Source organism: Planktotalea arctica (assembly GCF_002105285.1).
Classification (GTDB): domain Bacteria; phylum Pseudomonadota; class Alphaproteobacteria; order Rhodobacterales; family Rhodobacteraceae; genus Planktotalea; species Planktotalea arctica.
Window position 1 is genome coordinate 1 of record NZ_MUHR01000013.1, and the last position, 16,887, is coordinate 16,887.

Consider the following 16,887-nt stretch of genomic DNA (forward strand, 5'->3'; position numbering starts at 1 on the left):
ATGGATGCGCTGCCGATCCATGAAATTGCCGACGTTGATTATAAATCCACCCATGCGGGGGCGATGCACGCTTGCGGCCATGACGGGCATACAGCCATGCTGCTCGGCGCGGCGAAATATCTGGTTGAAACGCGCAACTTTGATGGCACTGCCGTGTTGTTTTTCCAACCCGCCGAAGAGGGCGGAGGCGGCGGCAAGGTCATGGTCGATGAGGGCGTGATGGAGCGCTATAACGTCGATGAAGTCTACGGGCTTCACAATATGCCCGGCGGTGCTGCGGGCAGTTTCGCCATTCGCAAGGGTGGCCTTATGGCGGCGACGGACCTCGTGGAAATCAAAATAACTGGCAAGGGCGGTCACGGCGCGATGCCGCACAGCGCGATTGACCCCAACATCACCGCCGCGCATATTCTGCTGGCCCTGCAAAGCATCACCAGCCGCAATGTGGACCCGCTGCAAAGCGCGGTCCTGTCGATCTGCATGATGAGCAACGACAGCGCGGCGTTTAACGTTATTCCGCAGACGGTTAATCTGTGCGGCACCGTGCGCACCTTATCGCCGGAAGTGCGCGATCTGGTGGAGGCGCGTCTTATCAAGCTGGTGAGTTCAACCGCCGATGCCTTCGAGTGCGCGGTCGAGATCAACTATGAGCGCGGCTATCCTGTCACCGTGAACCACGACGCTCAAACCGACTTTGCCGTCGATGTCGCCTGCGCCATCGCGGGGGTGGGCAATGTCGATCCCGACACTGCGCCGATGATGGCCGGCGAGGATTTTTCCTACATGCTGGAAGCGCGCCCCGGCGCCTATATTTTCCTCGGTAACGGCGAGAACGGTGCGATGGTCCACCATCCCGAATATGTGTTCAACGATGACATTATTCCGGCAGGCTGCTCATGGCTCGCTGGAATGGTCGAAGCCCGTATGCCTGCTGCTTAGGGGGGAAATATGAAATGTTCGTTAAGTTAGGGTCCGTAATAGCGTAGCTTTTGTTCGGTTTCGGAGCACTCAGAACCTTACTTGGCTTCTTCTTCGCGTTTGGAACTGACACTATGGAAGCAAACGAATTTGCCGCGCGGCGTTATTTGGCCTCTGCCAATACGGGCGAGGCGATCGATGAAGGTATCATGTTGATCGTTGCTGGAGTGGCGATTGGCCTGATCGTGCAAATTGCTAACAATACTGCTGAAAAATAGGAGCCACTCAAATGCCCATCAAGAACCGCCTCGCCGAAATGCTGCCGGAGATCACCGAATGGCGCCGTGATCTGCACGAGCATCCTGAAATCCTGTTCGAAACTCACCGCACCTCTGCGATTGTCGCTGACAAGCTTAAGGATTTCGGCTGCGATGAAATCGTCACGGGCATTGGCCGCACCGGCGTCGTTGGCGTCATCAAAGGCAAGCAGAACGCCTCTGGCAAGGTCATTGGCCTGCGCGCAGATATGGATGCGCTGCCGATCCATGAAGCGACGGGCCTTGAATATGCGTCCAAAACCGCTGATGCCATGCACGCTTGCGGCCATGACGGCCACACGGCCATGCTGCTTGGCGCGGCGAAATACCTCGCGGAAACGCGCAATTTCGACGGTACGGTCGTGGTGATCTTCCAGCCCGCCGAAGAGGGTGGCGGCGGCGGCAAGGAAATGTGCGATGATGGCATGATGGAGCGCTTTGGCATCCAGGAAGTCTACGGCATGCACAACTGGCCCGGACTGCCGGTCGGTGAATTCGCGATCCGCTCCGGTCCGTTCTTTGCCGCCGCCGATCTGTTCGAGATCGAGCTGGAGGGGAAGGGAGGCCATGCTGCCAAGCCGCAAGAGACCGTCGACACGACCGTGATGGCCAGCCAATTGGTGCTGTCCTTGCAAACCATCGCCTCGCGCAACCTCGATCCTGTTGAAAATCTCGTCGTCTCCGTGACCTCTTTCGAGACCTCCTCCAAGGCGCATAACGTGATCCCGCAAAAGGTCTTTATGAAGGGCACCGTGCGCACCCTTAGCCCCGCAGTGCGCGACATGGCCGAGGCGCGAATGGGCGAGATATGCGCAGGGGTTGCCGCCACTTTCGGCGGCACGATCACGCTCGATTATCAGCGTAATTACCCCGTGATGGTCAATTCCGAAGAGCAAACCGCCTTCGCCGCCAAAGTCGCCGAGAGCGTCTCGGGCAAGCCCACGCAGGACGCGCCATTGGTCATGGGCGGCGAGGATTTCGCCTTCATGCTTGAAGAACGCCCGGGTGCCTATATCGTGCTCGGCAATGGCGATTCCGCTAGCGTGCATCACCCCGAATACAACTTCAACGACGAGACAAGCCCTGCTGGCGCAAGCTGGTGGGCGGAGATCGTCGAGCAGCGGATGCCTGCGGCGTAAACGGCAGCCCTTTCCAAGCAAAGGCGTCTGGGGTATCGCGCCCTCGACGCCTTTTTCATTTTCGGGAACACGCATATGCACGCCGCAACCATCGTCTGCATCAAATGGGGCACGCTTTTCGGCCCTGAATACGTGAACCGCCTCTATTCGGGCGTGCGCCGCAATATGACGCGGCCGATCCGTTTTATCTGCATGACGGAAAATTCGGACGGCTTTCATCCCGATATCGAGGTGCTGGACCTGCCCGTGGAACCCTTCCTTGGCCCGATGAACGACGCACTTGCCGTGGCTAACCGCCAAGGCGCGATGCGAAAGGTCTCCCTGTTCAAACCTGGCCTGATCCCCGATCTGCAAGGACCAGTGCTTGGCTTCGATCTGGATGTGGTGATTACCGGAAATCTTGATGATATCTACGAAATGGCCCCCGGCAAGATCGCGATGCGCCACGACTGGACCGAAAAACGCAAAGGTCGCCCCACGGGTCATGGCTCGGTCTTTCGCTTTGATCCGGCCCTGCACCCCTTTCTCTATAACGACCTCGCGGCGAACCCCTACGCGGAGGTCGAAAAAGCGCGCGGATCAGAGCAGCGATATACCTCGCACAAAGCCATGGACAACGACTGTTTTGAATACATTCCACCCGAATGGGTCGTGTCCTTTAAATATGATACCAACCCCTTTCCAATGAATTATGTGCGCCCCTCCAAACTGCCTGCCGATGCGCGTGTTGTGTGCTTCCATGGTCGCCCTAAAATGTCCGATGCGCTCACCGGCTATACAGGCCAGATCATCCGCTACGCCAAACCCTGCGCCTGGCTGCAAGAGCACTGGATCACGCGTGCCCAAGCAGACCTCGGCGACAGTTACGCGTAAACCTTCCGCTTCATCTTCCCAAATAAACTTCCGCCGGAGGCTCCCCACCTGCGCAATATGACGTGCCGTTCCAAACGATGCGCGCCGCTTGACGGAATCATTCGCCTTCTGCATTATCTGAACAAGCGTTCAATAAATTCGGGAGCCACCACCATGTTCACCCATTCCATGAGTTTCGATCTGGGCGAGGACGTCAACGCCCTGCGCGAGTTGGTGCATCGCTGGGCGCAAGAGCGTGTTAAGCCGATGGCGGCCAAGATCGACGCCGATAACGTGTTCCCCCCCGAGCTTTGGGTGGAAATGGGCGAACTTGGCCTGCACGGCATCACCGTGGACGAAGAATTCGGCGGCTCGAATATGGGCTATCTGGCTCATGTGATCGCGGTTGAGGAGATCGCGCGCGCTTCCGCCTCCGTCTCCCTCAGCTATGGCGCGCATTCCAATCTCTGCGTCAACCAGATCAGTCTCAACGGCACGCCCGAGCAGAAGGCGAAATACTTGCCCGGACTCGTGTCTGGCCAGCATGTTGGCGCGCTTGCCATGTCCGAACCAAACGCTGGCTCGGACGTTGTTTCGATGAAACTGCACGCGGAAAAGCGCAACGATCACTACCGCCTGAACGGCAACAAATACTGGATTACCAATGGCCCCGACGCGGACACGCTGGTGGTTTATGCCAAGACCGATCCCGATGCTGGCTCCAAGGGCATGACCGCCTTCCTGATCGAGAAATCCATGACGGGTTTCTCTACGTCAAATCATTTCGACAAACTCGGCATGCGTGGCTCTAACACCGCCGAGCTGATCTTCGAGAACGTCGAAGTTCCGTTTGAAAACGTTCTTGGTGAAGAGGGTAAAGGCGTGCGCGTGCTTATGTCGGGGCTCGATTACGAGCGCGTTGTGCTTTCCGGCATCGGCACGGGCATCATGGCGGCCTGCCTTGATGAAATCATGCCCTATATGGTGGAACGTAAGCAATTCGGTCAAAGCATCGGCAACTTTCAACTGATGCAAGGCAAGATCGCGGATATGTACACCAAGATGAACACGGCCCGCGCCTATGTCTACGAGGTGGCCAAGGCCTGCGACAAAGGTCAAGTGACGCGGCAGGACGCCGCAGCATGCGTGCTCTATGCGTCCGAGGAAGCGATGACCGTCGCCCACCAAGCGGTGCAGGCGATGGGCGGGGCAGGCTTCTTAAACGATAGCCCTGTCGCACGCATCTTTCGCGATGCCAAATTGATGGAGATCGGGGCAGGCACCTCGGAAATCCGCCGCATGCTGATTGGCCGCGAATTGATGGGAGCGATGGCGTAATGCCGCGCTGGCTACTTTGGACGCCCATTGCGGCGCTCACGGTGGCCACCGCTTTTTTCGGGCTGCGCGCGGGCTGGTATCACTCGAACCTGACCGAAACCGATGTGATAGAGCGCGCTGCGCAAAGCTACCTTTCGGGCGGGCAGGGTAGATCGCCCAGCGATTGCAGCGCGGTGCCCGCGCCTCAAGCCCGGGTTTGGCTCACCGTGACATGCACGCCTTCGGGCGGCGCGCCGGAAACCTATCACGCGACGCGCCTCGGCACGGTGCAGCGCGGTGAACCTGCTGCCGCGCCGCCGGAAACCTAACATGCTGAACGCGACTGACACATACGAGCAAATGCGCAGAAATTTCCGCTGGGCGCTGCCGGAGCGGCTGAACATGGCGGGGCAATGCCTTGCGCATCCTTCCGATCAAATTGCGATCCATGACCTCGAGCAGGGCGCGATCTCCTACGGCGAGCTTGAAGCGAAGAGCGCGGCACTCGCACGGGCGATGAGCGCGCGCGGCGTTACGCGCGGGGATCGCGTTGGTGTACTGCGCTCGCAAGACCCGTGGACTGCCGCCGCGCATCTCGCGATCTGGTCGCTCGGTGCGATTTCCGTGCCGCTGTTTACCCTGTTTCAAACCCAAGCCCTCGATGCGCGCACCTCTGACGCGGACATGGCCTTGATTATTACCGATGCGGCCAATGCGGCCCGCACCATGACCGCCCCAGCGCTGGTGCCCGATGAGCTGGCGATCACTCCAGGGGAGAGGCTGGACTGCGTCGAAACAGGCCCCGAAACCCCCGCTTGCCTGATCTACACCTCCGGCACAACGGGTGCCCCCAAGGGTGCGCTGCACGGACACAGAATGCTCACAGGTCATCTCCCCGGCGTCGAGATAAGCCATGATTTCCTCGGCCAGCCAGGCGATTGCCTTTGGACTCCCGCTGATTGGGCTTGGATCGGCGGCTTGTTTGATGTTCTGATACCCGCCCTTGCGCTTGGCGTGCCGGTTGTCGCGGCGCGGCTGACCAAATTCACCCCCGAGGCCTGCCTCGAGGTCTTGGCTCGCGCGCCCATTCGCAATGTGTTTTTCCCGCCAACGGCCCTGCGCATGCTCAAGGCCGCAGATGTGCGAATCGACGGCCTGCGCTCAGTCGCTTCGGGTGGAGAACCTTTGGGCGCGGAAATGCTCGACTGGGGCAAGCGTGCGTTCGGGCTGACGATCAACGAGTTTTACGGCCAGACCGAATGCAACATGGTGGCCAGCGCGTCTTCGGTTTTGTTCAAACCTTGTCCGGGCGCGATCGGCAAACCTGTCCCGGGCTTTGATATCGCGGTCCTGGACGACGCTGGCAGCGCGACCCAGGATGAGGGGGACGTCGCCATCCGCAAAGGCGCGACTTCGATGATGTTGGAGTATTGGCGCAAGCCGGAAGCAACTGCCGAAAAGTTTAAGGGCGATTGGATGCTGACCGGTGATCGCGGTATCTGGGAGGCCGGGTATCTGCGTTTCGTCGGGCGCGAGGATGATGTGATCACCTCGTCCGGTTATCGCATCGGCCCTGCCGAAATTGAAGATTGCCTGCTCGCACATGAGGCGGTCGCGACTGTCGGTGTGATCGGCAAACCCGATTTGATGCGCACCGAAATTGTCAAAGCCTATGTCGTGCTGAAGGGCGGTTTTGAAGCAAGTAACGATTTGGCAACAAATCTTCAGGTGTTTGTAAAGGAACGCCTCGCATCCTATTCATATCCAAGAGAAATCGAGTTTCTGGATGCCCTGCCTATGACCGTCACAGGCAAGGTGATCCGCAAAGAGTTGAAAGCGCGCGCAAGCGCCGAAATGGAGGACGCAAAATGAAGCTATCCAGCAAGGCCCTGCCCAGTTCGGCAGAGTTTCAGGCCAATAGCGCAGCGCATGAAGAGGCGCTTGCGCTTATCGCTCAGGTAGCGGCAGAGGCCGCATATGGCGGCGGCGATGCCTCGCGTGAACGCCATGTCAAACGCGGTAAGATGCTGCCGCGCGAACGCGTCGCCAATCTGCTCGACGCTGGCTCGCCTTTCTTGGAAATCGGCGCAACGGCGGCGCATGGCATGTACGGCGGCGCGGCCCCTTGCGCAGGTGTGATCGCGGGCATCGGCACGGTCGAGGGCCATGAGTGCATGGTGATCTGCAACGATGCGACCGTGAAAGGCGGCACTTACTATCCGATGACCGTCAAGAAACACCTGCGCGCGCAGGAGATCGCCGAGGAAAACAATCTGCCCTGCATTTACCTTGTCGATAGCGGTGGGGCGAACCTGCCCAATCAGGATGAAGTTTTCCCCGACCGCGATCATTTCGGACGCATTTTTTACAATCAAGCGCGGATGAGCGCCAAGGGCATTCCGCAGATTGCTGCCGTCATGGGGTCGTGCACTGCGGGCGGCGCGTATGTGCCGGCAATGAGCGATGTGACCATCATCGTGCGCGAGCAGGGGACGATTTTTCTTGCCGGTCCGCCCTTGGTGAAGGCGGCGACGGGCGAGGTGGTGACTGCCGAAGATCTTGGCGGCGGCGATGTTCACACGCGTCTTTCTGGCGTCGCTGATTATCTGGCCGAGGACGACGCCCATGCGCTCGCGCTCGTGCGCCGCGCGGTGAGCCATCTGAACCGTGCCAAGCCGAGCACGGTGCAGTGGCAAAGCCCCGAAGAGCCCGCCTATGATCCAGCAGAGTTGTTCGGCGTCGTTCCCGCCGATTTGCGCACGCCCTATGACATTCGCGAAGTCATCGCGCGGTTGGTAGACGGTTCGCGCTTTGACGAGTTCAAGCCGCGCTATGGCGAAACTTTGGTGACTGGTTTTGCGCATCTCAAAGGTTGCCCCATCGGCATTATCGCCAACAACGGTGTGCTGTTTTCCGAGGCGGCACAAAAGGGCGCTCACTTTGTTGAACTTTGCTCGCAGCGTAAAATTCCGCTGGTGTTCTTGCAAAATATCACCGGATTTATGGTGGGCCGCAAATACGAGAACGAAGGGATCGCGCGGCATGGGGCCAAGCTGGTTACGGCGGTTGCAACCACCTCTGTGCCCAAGATCACCATGCTTGTTGGCGGCTCTTTCGGTGCGGGCAATTATGGAATGGCGGGGCGGGCCTATCAGCCGCGTTTCCTCTGGAGTTGGCCCAACAGCCGCATTTCTGTTATGGGCGGGGCACAGGCAGCGGGCGTGCTCGCGACGGTCAAGCGCGACGCGATCGAGCGTAAAGGCGGGCAGTGGTCAGCCGATGAAGAAGCTGCGTTCAAGCAGCCGACAATTGACATGTTCGAGGAGCAGAGCCATCCGCTCTATGCCTCCGCGCGGCTTTGGGATGATGGGGTGATTGATCCACGAAAAAGCCGCGATGTACTGTCGCTTAGCCTGTCGGCGGCGCTCAATGCACCTATCGCGGATACGCGTTTCGGCGTGTTCAGGATGTAGGGGGTTAATTCATGTGTAACTTTAATAATCACCTACAACTTACTGATATTGAAAAGGTAATGCGGAATGTTTGACGCCATCTTGATCGCCAATCGCGGCGAAATCGCCTGCCGGATCATGCAAACGGCGCAGGCCATGGGGGTGCGCTGCGTTGCGGTTTACTCTGATGCGGACGCGGTCGCGCGCCATGTGCAGATGGCGGACGATGCCGTTTATATTGGCGGTTCTTCCCCTGCAAACAGCTACTTACGCGGTGATGTTATCATAAAAGCGGCGTTAGGGAGCGGCGCGCAAGCGATCCATCCGGGCTATGGTTTTTTGTCCGAGAACCCTGATTTTGTTGAAGCCGTGGAAGCGGCCGGGTTGACTTTCATTGGGCCTAGCAGCGCCGCGATCCGTGCAATGGGATTAAAAGACGCCGCTAAGGTGTTGATGGAAAAGGCAGGTGTGCCCGTGGTGCCGGGCTATCACGGCAAGGATCAGAATGATGATTTGCTCGCGCACGAGGCGGTTAAAATCGGCTATCCTGTGCTGATCAAAGCCGTTGCTGGCGGCGGTGGCAAGGGGATGCGCTTGGTTGAGCAGCCCAGCGAATTTGCCGATGCGCTTCAGAGTGCGCGTTCCGAAGCGAAAGCGGCTTTTGGAAATTCAGATGTTCTCGTTGAGAAATTCGTAACGAAACCGCGTCATATAGAAGTTCAGGTGTTTGGCGATGGCACAAGCGCGGTGCATCTGTTCGAGCGCGATTGCTCGCTTCAGCGGCGTCACCAGAAGGTGATCGAGGAAGCACCTGCTCCGGGCATGACGGATGCGGTGCGCGCGGCGATGGGCGCGGCGTCCGTGCGCGCGGCGGAGGCGATTGGCTATGCGGGGGCGGGCACGATCGAGTTCATCGTCGATGGCTCGGACGGGCTGCGCGAGGACGGGTTCTGGTTCATGGAGATGAACACACGCCTGCAAGTCGAACATCCGGTCACAGAAGCGGTGACAGGGGTCGATTTGGTGGAATGGCAGCTACGAGTGGCCTCTGGCGAGGCGCTGCCCAAGACGCAGGAGGAGTTGACACTGACCGGCCACGCATTCGAAGCGCGGCTTTATGCGGAGGATGCAGCGCAGGATTTCCTGCCTGCAACGGGGCGTTTGGCGCATTTGGCGTTTGCAAGCGGTGCGCGGGCCGACACAGGTGTGCGCAGCGGCGATGAGATCAGCCCGTTCTATGATCCGATGATTGCCAAGCTGACCGTCCACGGACCCACGCGTGAGGTCGCGCTAGCGCGGCTGCGCAAAGCGCTTGGCGACACGCAAGTGGCTGGAACAGTTACCAATTTGGGCTTTCTCCATGCGCTTGCCAGTCATCGGGGGTTTGCTTCAGGTGATGTGGACACGGGGTTGATCGCGCGCGACTACGATGCGCTTGTGGCCAAGGCGGAGTTGAGCGCGCAGGCTTTGGCGCAAGGCGCAATGATGGCGGCGATCAACGAGCGCCATGGGCCGGAGACGGGTTTCACTCTTTGGCAGCCACTCGCACGCATGATTGCGTTGCAAAGCGGCGGCGAGCGCTATGACTGCGCTGTGCATTTGAGCGGCGCGCATGCCGCGCGGATCGAAACACCGCTTGGCACCGTGCACGCGATGCGGCGCGGGGCGGCGTGGCTTTACGGCGGTGCGCCGCAAATTCCGGCGAAACGGATCGGATCGAAGGTCTACCTGTTCGGCCCGCAGGGTGTCAGTTTCGATATCGTCGATCCGCTGGAACGTAGCAGCGTGGCGGGGGGCGATACGGACGTCATCGTTGCACCGATGCCCGGTTTGGTGAAGGCGATGCTAGCACAAAGCGGACAAAAAGTAGCGCAAGGGGATCGGCTTGCCGTGTTAGAGGCTATGAAAATGGAACATTCCTTGCTTGCGCAGCGTGCAGGGGTCGTCGCGGAAGTGCTTGCATCGACAGGCGCACAGGTCGAGGCTGGCGCAGCGCTGATACGGCTTGAGCCAGAAACGGAGACAGACACGTGAGCGATATTGTCCTACATCACTGCCCACAAACGCGGTCCATGCGATCCCTGTGGCTGCTCTACGAATTGGAGGTGCCGTTCCAGATTGCGCTGCATTCCTTTGATCAAAGCCTGCGCGATCCCGCCTACCTTGCGCTCTCGCCAGCGGGGCGGGTGCCTGCGCTGGAGATCGACGGAGAGCGGATGTTCGAAACCGGCGCGATCACCGAGTATTTGTGCGAGCGTTTTCCCGAAGCCGGCCTTGGTCGTGACTCTGGCAATCCTGACCGCATGGCCTGGCTGGTCTGGGTGCATTTCGCCGAAACGATCAGCCAGCATGTTGCGGCCCTCACGCAGCAACACATCATGCTGCGGGAGGATTGGATGCGCAGCCCGACGGTAATGAAACTGGAGGCGGCGCGCCTGTCCAAATGTTATGATGCGATCGAAGCGCGTCTGAGTACTCCGATCGAAAACCGCGATATGCTTTTGACCAGCGGGTTTTCCGCCGCCGACATCAGCGTTGGGCAGGCGGTCTATCTTGGGCAGAAATTTTGCACTTTGGACAATCACCCCTCGACTGCGACATGGTTTGCGCGCCTGGCCGAACGCGAGGCGTTTCAAGCAAGCCTGCCGGGCGAGGGCGCAGGACTTTACCAGCAAGATTTCTATCCTGCGTGGGACGCGCCCAAATGAGCGAAGCGGTCGAGATTTTCGAGGTCGGTCCGCGCGATGGATTGCAGAACGAGCCGCGTCTGATTTCGTCGCAGGACAAGATCGCTTTGGTCGATCTGTTAAGTGGGGCAGGGTTCAAGCGCATCGAGGTGGCAAGTTTCGTGAGCCCCAAATGGGTGCCGCAAATGGCAACCAGCGCCGAGGTTTTGATGGGCATTGCGCGCCAAACGGGGATTTCTTACGCGGCTTTGACGCCCAATAAGCGAGGCTTTGAGGCGGCGGTTGCTGCCAAAGCAGACGAAGTTGCGATCTTTGGCTCTGCGAGCGAGGGGTTTTCCAAGGCCAACATCAACGCTAGCATTAAAGAAAGTCTGGAGCGGTTTCGCCCTGTGGCAGAGGCGGCGCATGTGGCAGGGATACCTGTGCGCGGCTATATTTCCTGCACCGTTAATTGCCCCTTCGACGGGCCGACGCCTCCAAGCGCGGTGGCGCATGTGGCAGAGCAATTGCACGCGATGGGCTGCTATGAGCTCTCGCTTGGGGATACGACGGGTCATGCCTATCCTGAAGAGATTGCCAAAATGTTAAGCGCCGTGCGCGCGGCTGTGCCGCTGGCGGTTCTGGCGGGGCACTACCATGACACCAGCGGGCGCGCTTTGGACAATATCGAGGCGTCGCTGGACGCAGGCGTGCGCGTTTTCGATGCGGCGATCGGGGGGCTTGGGGGCTGTCCCTATGCGCCGGGCGCTTCGGGCAATGTGGCCACGGAAGCGGTTCACGCGCGCCTGAGCGCACTTGGCTATGACACGGGATTGGACGCGGGCGTTCTGGCACGCGCCGCAAATATGGCACGCGGTTTGCGCGGCGAGGGGGCGATATGACGTTCGAGACAATCACGCTGCAAAGCGACGCGCGCGGCGTTGCGACGCTGACGCTGGCGCGGGCTGAAAAGCACAACGCGATGTCCGAGCGAATGCTGGACGAATTGACAGTCGCGGCAAGGCAGATCGCAGAAAGCACTGAAATCCGCGTCGTGATTCTGGCGGCGCAGGGCAAGAGTTTTTGCGCGGGCGGCGATCTGGCCTGGATGCACGCGCAGATGGACATGGACCCTGCCACGCGATCGCACCAAGCGGGCAAACTGGCCTATATGCTACAGGCGTTGGACACGCTGCCACAGCCACTTATCGGGAGAATTCACGCCAATGCCTTTGGCGGGGGGGTCGGCCTTGCCAGTGTGTGCGATGTGGCGATCGGGGCTGAGGGGTTGTTAATGGGCTTGACCGAAACCAAGCTGGGCCTGATCCCGGCCACCATCGGTCCTTATGTAATCGCGCGCATGGGCGCGGCGCATGCGCGGCGTGTGTTCATGTCTGCGCGGCGTTTTGATGCGGACGAGGCTTGCGCGCTGGGGCTGCTGGCCAAAGTGGTTGCGCAAGCAGACCTTGATGCGGCGGTCGAGGCGGAAGTCGCGCCCTATCTGGCCTGTGCCCCCGGCGCGGTCGCGGATGCCAAGGCATTGATCCGCGCGCTGGCGGTGCCTGTGGATGAAGCGGTGATCCAGCATACGATCGCGGCCTTGGCGCAGCGCTGGGACAGTCCCGAATCCCTTGAGGGCATAAGCGCGTTCTTCGACAAACGCGCGCCAAGCTGGTCTAAGTGAGCAGCCTTGAGCTGCGCACCACGATAAATTCTGTCTGAAACCGTGGAATCGGGCGAACATCGCCGCCCGCACAGGTGTTGTGATCACAAAAGATACGCGGGACAGCCGAGGTTGCCCCGACGAATTGCCGCATATTTTCGGCGTTAACCTCCAAGCCCATGTAAATAAGGGGTTCGCCCAAATGGGCGTAAACTCAATTGTTGACGCGCGTGAGTTGACCCTCTGGGCGGGTCTCGGTAAACCACCATGCAAGCAAAGCACGTCATTTGAGCGCGCTCGTCACGCGCGCAGTATCGAAGGGACCCATTCTTCGTGGAAGATATCGCAAGAGAATACCTCCCCATCCTCATCTTTCTGGCCGTGGCTATCGGTCTGGGATTGGTGTTGATCCTCGCCGCCGTGGTTATCGCGGTGCGCAATCCCGACCCTGAAAAGGTCTCGGCCTATGAGTGCGGGTTCAACGCATTCGATGATGCGCGCATGAAGTTCGATGTGCGCTTCTATCTGGTGGCGATCCTGTTCATCATTTTTGATCTGGAAATCGCTTTCCTGTTTCCTTGGGCCGTTGCGTTCAAGGACATTAGCATGGTCGGCTTCTGGTCGATGATGGTCTTCCTCGGTGTGCTTACCGCAGGCTTTGCCTATGAGTGGAAAAAGGGAGCGTTGGAATGGGAGTAGTTGTTGGGGCGAACACCGCTGGCGGTGATCGCGATCATGGCACGGCGGCGCTTAATGCCGAACTGGCCGACAAGGGTTTTTTGCTGACCTCTACGGATGATCTGATCAACTGGGCGCGCACCGGGTCCTTGCATTGGATGACCTTCGGCCTTGCTTGCTGCGCTGTGGAAATGATGCACACGTCTATGCCGCGCTACGATCTTGAGCGTTTCGGCACCGCGCCGCGCGCCTCGCCGCGCCAGTCGGATCTGATGATTGTGGCGGGCACGCTGACCAACAAAATGGCCCCTGCTCTGCGCAAGGTTTATGACCAGATGCCAGAGCCGCGTTATGTGATCTCTATGGGGTCCTGCGCCAATGGCGGCGGTTATTACCACTATTCCTATTCGGTCGTGCGCGGCTGTGACCGCATCGTGCCTGTAGACATTTATGTGCCCGGCTGTCCCCCGACAGCAGAGGCACTACTATATGGTATTATGCAGCTTCAGCGCAAAATGCGCCGCACCGGAACGATTGCGCGCTAAGGCGCTGCGAAGGAGAAATTGATGAGCGAAGCGCTGCAAGAACTTGGCACCCATATCGAGCTGAAACGCCCTGACTGCGTTCTGGACTGGGCGATCGAGCGTGGTGAATTGAACGTGACTGTCGCGCCTGCGAATATCGCGGGGCTTGTCGAGTTTCTGAAGACCGATCCGAACTGCCGTTTCTCGTCGCTGGTGGATATCACAGCGGTAGATTACCCCGAGCGTATCAAACGGTTCGACGTGATTTACCATTTCCTGTCGATGTATCGCAATCAGCGTATCCGTTTGCGCCTTCACGTGCGCGAAGAAGATATGGTGCCATCTATCGTTGATGTGCACGCCAGCGCGAACTGGTTCGAGCGTGAGGTCTATGACATGTTTGGCCTGTTGTTCTCTGGCCATCCCGATTTGCGCCGGATCCTCACTGATTATGGTTTCCGCGGGCATCCGCTGCGCAAGGACTTCCCGACAACGGGCTACACTGAAGTGCGCTACGATGAAGTCGAAAAGCGTGTTGTGTACGAGCCTGTGAGCCTCATTCAGGAATACCGCCAGTTTGATTTCATGTCCCCTTGGGAGGGCGCGAAATATGTGCTGCCGGGTGATGAAAAGACGGAGGAAGCGAAATGATGGACGGCTCCAAATTTGACGACGGCGCAATCGACGCGCTTTCTGGCGAACAGAAAATCCGTAACTTCAACATCAACTTCGGACCGCAGCACCCTGCGGCGCACGGGGTTTTGCGTCTGGTCATAGAGCTTGACGGCGAGATCGTTGAACGTTGCGATCCGCATATTGGCTTGCTGCATCGCGGTACGGAAAAGCTGATGGAGAGCCGGACGTATCTGCAAAACCTGCCGTATTTCGACCGTCTCGACTATGTGGCCCCGATGAACCAGGAACATGCCTGGTGCCTTGCCATTGAGAAGCTCTGCGAGATTGAAGTGCCGCGCCGCGCCTCGCTTATTCGCGTTCTTTACTCCGAGATTGGCCGCGTGCTGAGCCACCTGCTGAACGTGACGACGCAGGCGCTTGATGTCGGTGCGCTGACGCCGCCGCTTTGGGGCTTCGAGCAGCGCGAGCAATTGATGATTTTCTATGAGCGGGCTTGTGGTGCGCGCCTGCACGCGGCCTACTTTCGCCCGGGCGGCGTACATCAGGATTTGCCTGACGATCTGCTGGACGACATTGATCTGTGGGCGCTTGAATTCCCGAATTTCATGGCGGATATGCACGGGCTTTTGACCGAGAACCGCATCTTCAAGCAGCGCAATGCCGATATCGGTGTGGTCACTGAAGAAGATATTCTGAACTACGGTTTCTCCGGCGTTATGGTGCGCGGCTCTGGCCTTGCATGGGATTTGCGCCGCGCGCAGCCCTATGAGTGCTATGACGAGTTCGAATTCCAAGTTCCCGTCGGCAAGAACGGCGATTGCTATGATCGCTATCTGTGCCGGATGGAAGAAATGACGCAATCGGTGTCGATCATCCGGCAGGCAATCGTGAAACTGCGCGAGGCCACGGGCGATGTGATGGCGCGTGGCAAGCTCTCGCCGCCCAAGCGCGGTGATATGAAAACCTCGATGGAAGCGCTGATCCACCATTTCAAACTTTATACCGAGGGCTTCCACGTGCCTGCGGGCGAAGTTTATTGTGCGGTTGAAGCGCCCAAAGGCGAGTTTGGTGTTTACCTTGTCGCGGACGGCTCGAACAAGCCATACCGCGCCAAAATTCGCGCACCGGGTTTCTTGCATTTGCAAGCGATGGATCACATTGCGGTCGGACATCAACTAGCCGATGTGGCTGCGATTATCGGAACCTTGGATGTGGTTTTCGGGGAAATCGATAGATGAAACGCGCCGCATTCACACTCGCTGTTTTCACGCTGCTTGCGGGCTGTGTTGAAACTACGGCGCGTGGTGGCGACGGCGCGGTGGTGGACAGCGCCGCCAACTTCGATGCGGCCGTCGCTTCGATCGGGTGTGATTTGAAGTTCGAAAGCGACTATTTGCCGGTGGAATTACAAACCGGCATGAGCCGCGAAGAAATACAACAAGTGGCCGCGATCAAAGTGCGTCGTGGACAGGCTGTGGCGTTGAGCGGGGGCGGTATACGCTCCATCGTCGGGATCTGTGATCCTGCCGCGAACGCGCCAAAGCAAAGCTAATACGGGAAAGATCAAGACATGCTCCGCCGCCTCTCCAAAGACCAGCCCGACAGCTTTGCGTTCACCCCTGACAATCAGGCGTGGGCCGATGCGCAGATCACCAAATATCCCGAGGGCCGTCAGGCTTCGGCGATTATCCCTTTGCTATGGCGCGCCCAGGAACAAGAAGGTTGGCTGACCCGCCCTGCGATTGAACATGTGTGCGAATATCTTGGCCTTGCTTATATTCGCGGGCTCGAAGTGGCGTCGTTTTACTTTATGTTCCAACTCCAGCCTGTTGGAAGCGTCGCACATATCCAGATTTGCGGCACGCTGTCTTGCATGATTTGTGGCGCGGAAGACCTGATCGCGGTGTGCCGTGAAAAGATTTCTGACAAGCCCCATGCGCTTAGTGCGGATGGCAGATTTTCCTGGGAAGAGGTTGAATGCCTCGGGGCCTGCTCTAACGCGCCCATGGCCCAGATCGGTAAGGATTACTATGAGGATCTGACGGCCGAAGGGTTCGCCGCGATGCTCGATGACTTTGCCGCTGGCAACGTGCCGACACCGGGCCCTCAGAACGGTCGCTATTCTTGCGAGCCTTTGTCGGGTCTGAGCAGCTTGAAGGATTATGACAGCGGCAAGACGCAATATAACGCGTCCGCGCAGCTCGCCGTCGATCTGGGCGATTCGATCAAACGCATTGATGGCACTGAAGTACCGCTGCTTGCGCCTTGGCAGGGTAAATCTGTGGGCGGCAAGGCGTCGTCAAAGCCTGCAAGTGCCAAAAAGGCAGAGCCTAAGAATGCGGCCAAGCTGGAAGTTGCGGCGACAACCGCTGCAAAAGCTGCCCCCAAACCTGCGCAAGCAGAAACGGATGCACCGCAAGCTGCAGGCAAAAAGCCAAAAATTATGAAGGCGCCGCGCAAATCTGGCGCGGACGATCTGAAAATGATTAAGGGCGTTGGCCCAAAAATGGAAAGCCTGCTGAATTCGCTTGGCTTTTTCCACTTTGATCAAGTGTCCAAATGGTCCGCAGAAGAAGTGGCCTGGGTTGATCAAAACCTCGAAGGATTCAAGGGTCGCGCGACGCGTGACAACTGGGTCGAGCAAGCCCGCGTGCTTGCAAGCGGGGGCGACACTGAATTTGCATCCCGCGTCAAAAAAGGCGGCGTATATTAATGCCGTGTAAAA

The 16,887-nt window shown here is 58.7% G+C and carries 18 protein-coding genes; all 18 read left to right on the forward strand.

The window, feature by feature from the left end; genetic code table 11:
• Nucleotides 1-939: amidohydrolase (locus tag B9P63_RS13275; RefSeq protein ID WP_085309611.1), on the forward strand; the 939-nt coding region annotated here is incomplete at its 5' end.
• A 113-nt stretch (nt 940-1,052) separates the two neighbouring features.
• Entirely contained in the window at nt 1,053-1,196 is a 144-nt protein-coding gene (locus B9P63_RS19245) for a hypothetical protein (RefSeq protein WP_176219165.1), read from the forward strand.
• A gap of 11 nt (nt 1,197-1,207) precedes the next feature.
• Nucleotides 1,208-2,374, forward strand: coding sequence for a M20 aminoacylase family protein (locus B9P63_RS13280; RefSeq protein ID WP_085309613.1), 1,167 nt, complete (start codon nt 1,208-1,210; stop codon nt 2,372-2,374).
• Between the two features lie 75 nt (nt 2,375-2,449).
• On the forward strand, nt 2,450-3,247 hold the full coding sequence (locus tag B9P63_RS13285; RefSeq protein WP_085309615.1) for a glycosyl transferase: 798 nt from the start codon (nt 2,450-2,452) through the stop codon (nt 3,245-3,247).
• A gap of 153 nt (nt 3,248-3,400) precedes the next feature.
• Entirely contained in the window at nt 3,401-4,564 is a 1,164-nt protein-coding gene (locus B9P63_RS13290) for an isovaleryl-CoA dehydrogenase (protein ID WP_085309618.1), read from the forward strand.
• Nucleotides 4,564-4,872, forward strand: a complete 309-nt coding sequence (locus B9P63_RS13295) for a hypothetical protein (RefSeq protein WP_085309620.1) — start codon at nt 4,564-4,566, stop codon at nt 4,870-4,872. Before B9P63_RS13290 ends, B9P63_RS13295 begins: the two co-directional genes overlap by 1 nt.
• Before the next feature lies 1 nt (nt 4,873).
• On the forward strand, nt 4,874-6,415 hold the full coding sequence (locus tag B9P63_RS13300; RefSeq protein WP_085309622.1) for an AMP-binding protein: 1,542 nt from the start codon (nt 4,874-4,876) through the stop codon (nt 6,413-6,415).
• Nucleotides 6,412-8,016, forward strand: a complete 1,605-nt coding sequence (locus B9P63_RS13305) for a carboxyl transferase domain-containing protein (protein ID WP_085309624.1) — start codon at nt 6,412-6,414, stop codon at nt 8,014-8,016. The genes B9P63_RS13300 and B9P63_RS13305 overlap by 4 nt, the downstream gene beginning before the upstream one ends.
• Nucleotides 8,017-8,082: 66 nt before the next feature.
• On the forward strand, nt 8,083-10,029 hold the full coding sequence (locus B9P63_RS13310; protein ID WP_085309626.1) for an acetyl/propionyl/methylcrotonyl-CoA carboxylase subunit alpha: 1,947 nt from the start codon (nt 8,083-8,085) through the stop codon (nt 10,027-10,029).
• 38 nt (nt 10,030-10,067) lie between these two features.
• Complete coding sequence (locus tag B9P63_RS13315) at nt 10,068-10,703, forward strand: glutathione S-transferase family protein (protein WP_245830695.1); 636 nt, start codon at nt 10,068-10,070, stop codon at nt 10,701-10,703.
• On the forward strand, nt 10,700-11,563 hold the full coding sequence (locus tag B9P63_RS13320; RefSeq protein WP_085309630.1) for a hydroxymethylglutaryl-CoA lyase: 864 nt from the start codon (nt 10,700-10,702) through the stop codon (nt 11,561-11,563). Before B9P63_RS13315 ends, B9P63_RS13320 begins: the two co-directional genes overlap by 4 nt.
• A complete protein-coding gene (locus B9P63_RS13325) occupies nt 11,560-12,345 on the forward strand; it encodes a crotonase/enoyl-CoA hydratase family protein (protein WP_085309632.1) in 786 nt (261 codons plus the stop codon). The genes B9P63_RS13320 and B9P63_RS13325 overlap by 4 nt, the downstream gene beginning before the upstream one ends.
• Before the next feature lie 312 nt (nt 12,346-12,657).
• A complete protein-coding gene (locus B9P63_RS13330) occupies nt 12,658-13,023 on the forward strand; it encodes an NADH-quinone oxidoreductase subunit A (RefSeq protein ID WP_085309634.1) in 366 nt (121 codons plus the stop codon).
• Nucleotides 13,014-13,547, forward strand: coding sequence for a NuoB/complex I 20 kDa subunit family protein (locus B9P63_RS13335; protein ID WP_085309636.1), 534 nt, complete (start codon nt 13,014-13,016; stop codon nt 13,545-13,547). The genes B9P63_RS13330 and B9P63_RS13335 overlap by 10 nt, the downstream gene beginning before the upstream one ends.
• A gap of 21 nt (nt 13,548-13,568) precedes the next feature.
• Nucleotides 13,569-14,177, forward strand: coding sequence for an NADH-quinone oxidoreductase subunit C (locus tag B9P63_RS13340; protein WP_085309638.1), 609 nt, complete (start codon nt 13,569-13,571; stop codon nt 14,175-14,177).
• The gene (locus tag B9P63_RS13345; protein ID WP_176219172.1) at nt 14,177-15,400 is read left to right on the forward strand and encodes an NADH-quinone oxidoreductase subunit D; all 1,224 of its coding nucleotides are present in this window, start codon (nt 14,177-14,179) and stop codon (nt 15,398-15,400) included. Before B9P63_RS13340 ends, B9P63_RS13345 begins: the two co-directional genes overlap by 1 nt.
• Nucleotides 15,397-15,714 (forward strand): hypothetical protein, encoded by a 318-nt coding sequence (locus B9P63_RS13350; RefSeq protein ID WP_085309642.1) that lies wholly within the window; start codon nt 15,397-15,399, stop codon nt 15,712-15,714. The genes B9P63_RS13345 and B9P63_RS13350 overlap by 4 nt, the downstream gene beginning before the upstream one ends.
• A gap of 18 nt (nt 15,715-15,732) precedes the next feature.
• Complete coding sequence (locus B9P63_RS13355) at nt 15,733-16,875, forward strand: NADH-quinone oxidoreductase subunit E (RefSeq protein ID WP_085309644.1); 1,143 nt, start codon at nt 15,733-15,735, stop codon at nt 16,873-16,875.
• Nucleotides 16,876-16,887 lie beyond the last annotated feature (12 nt).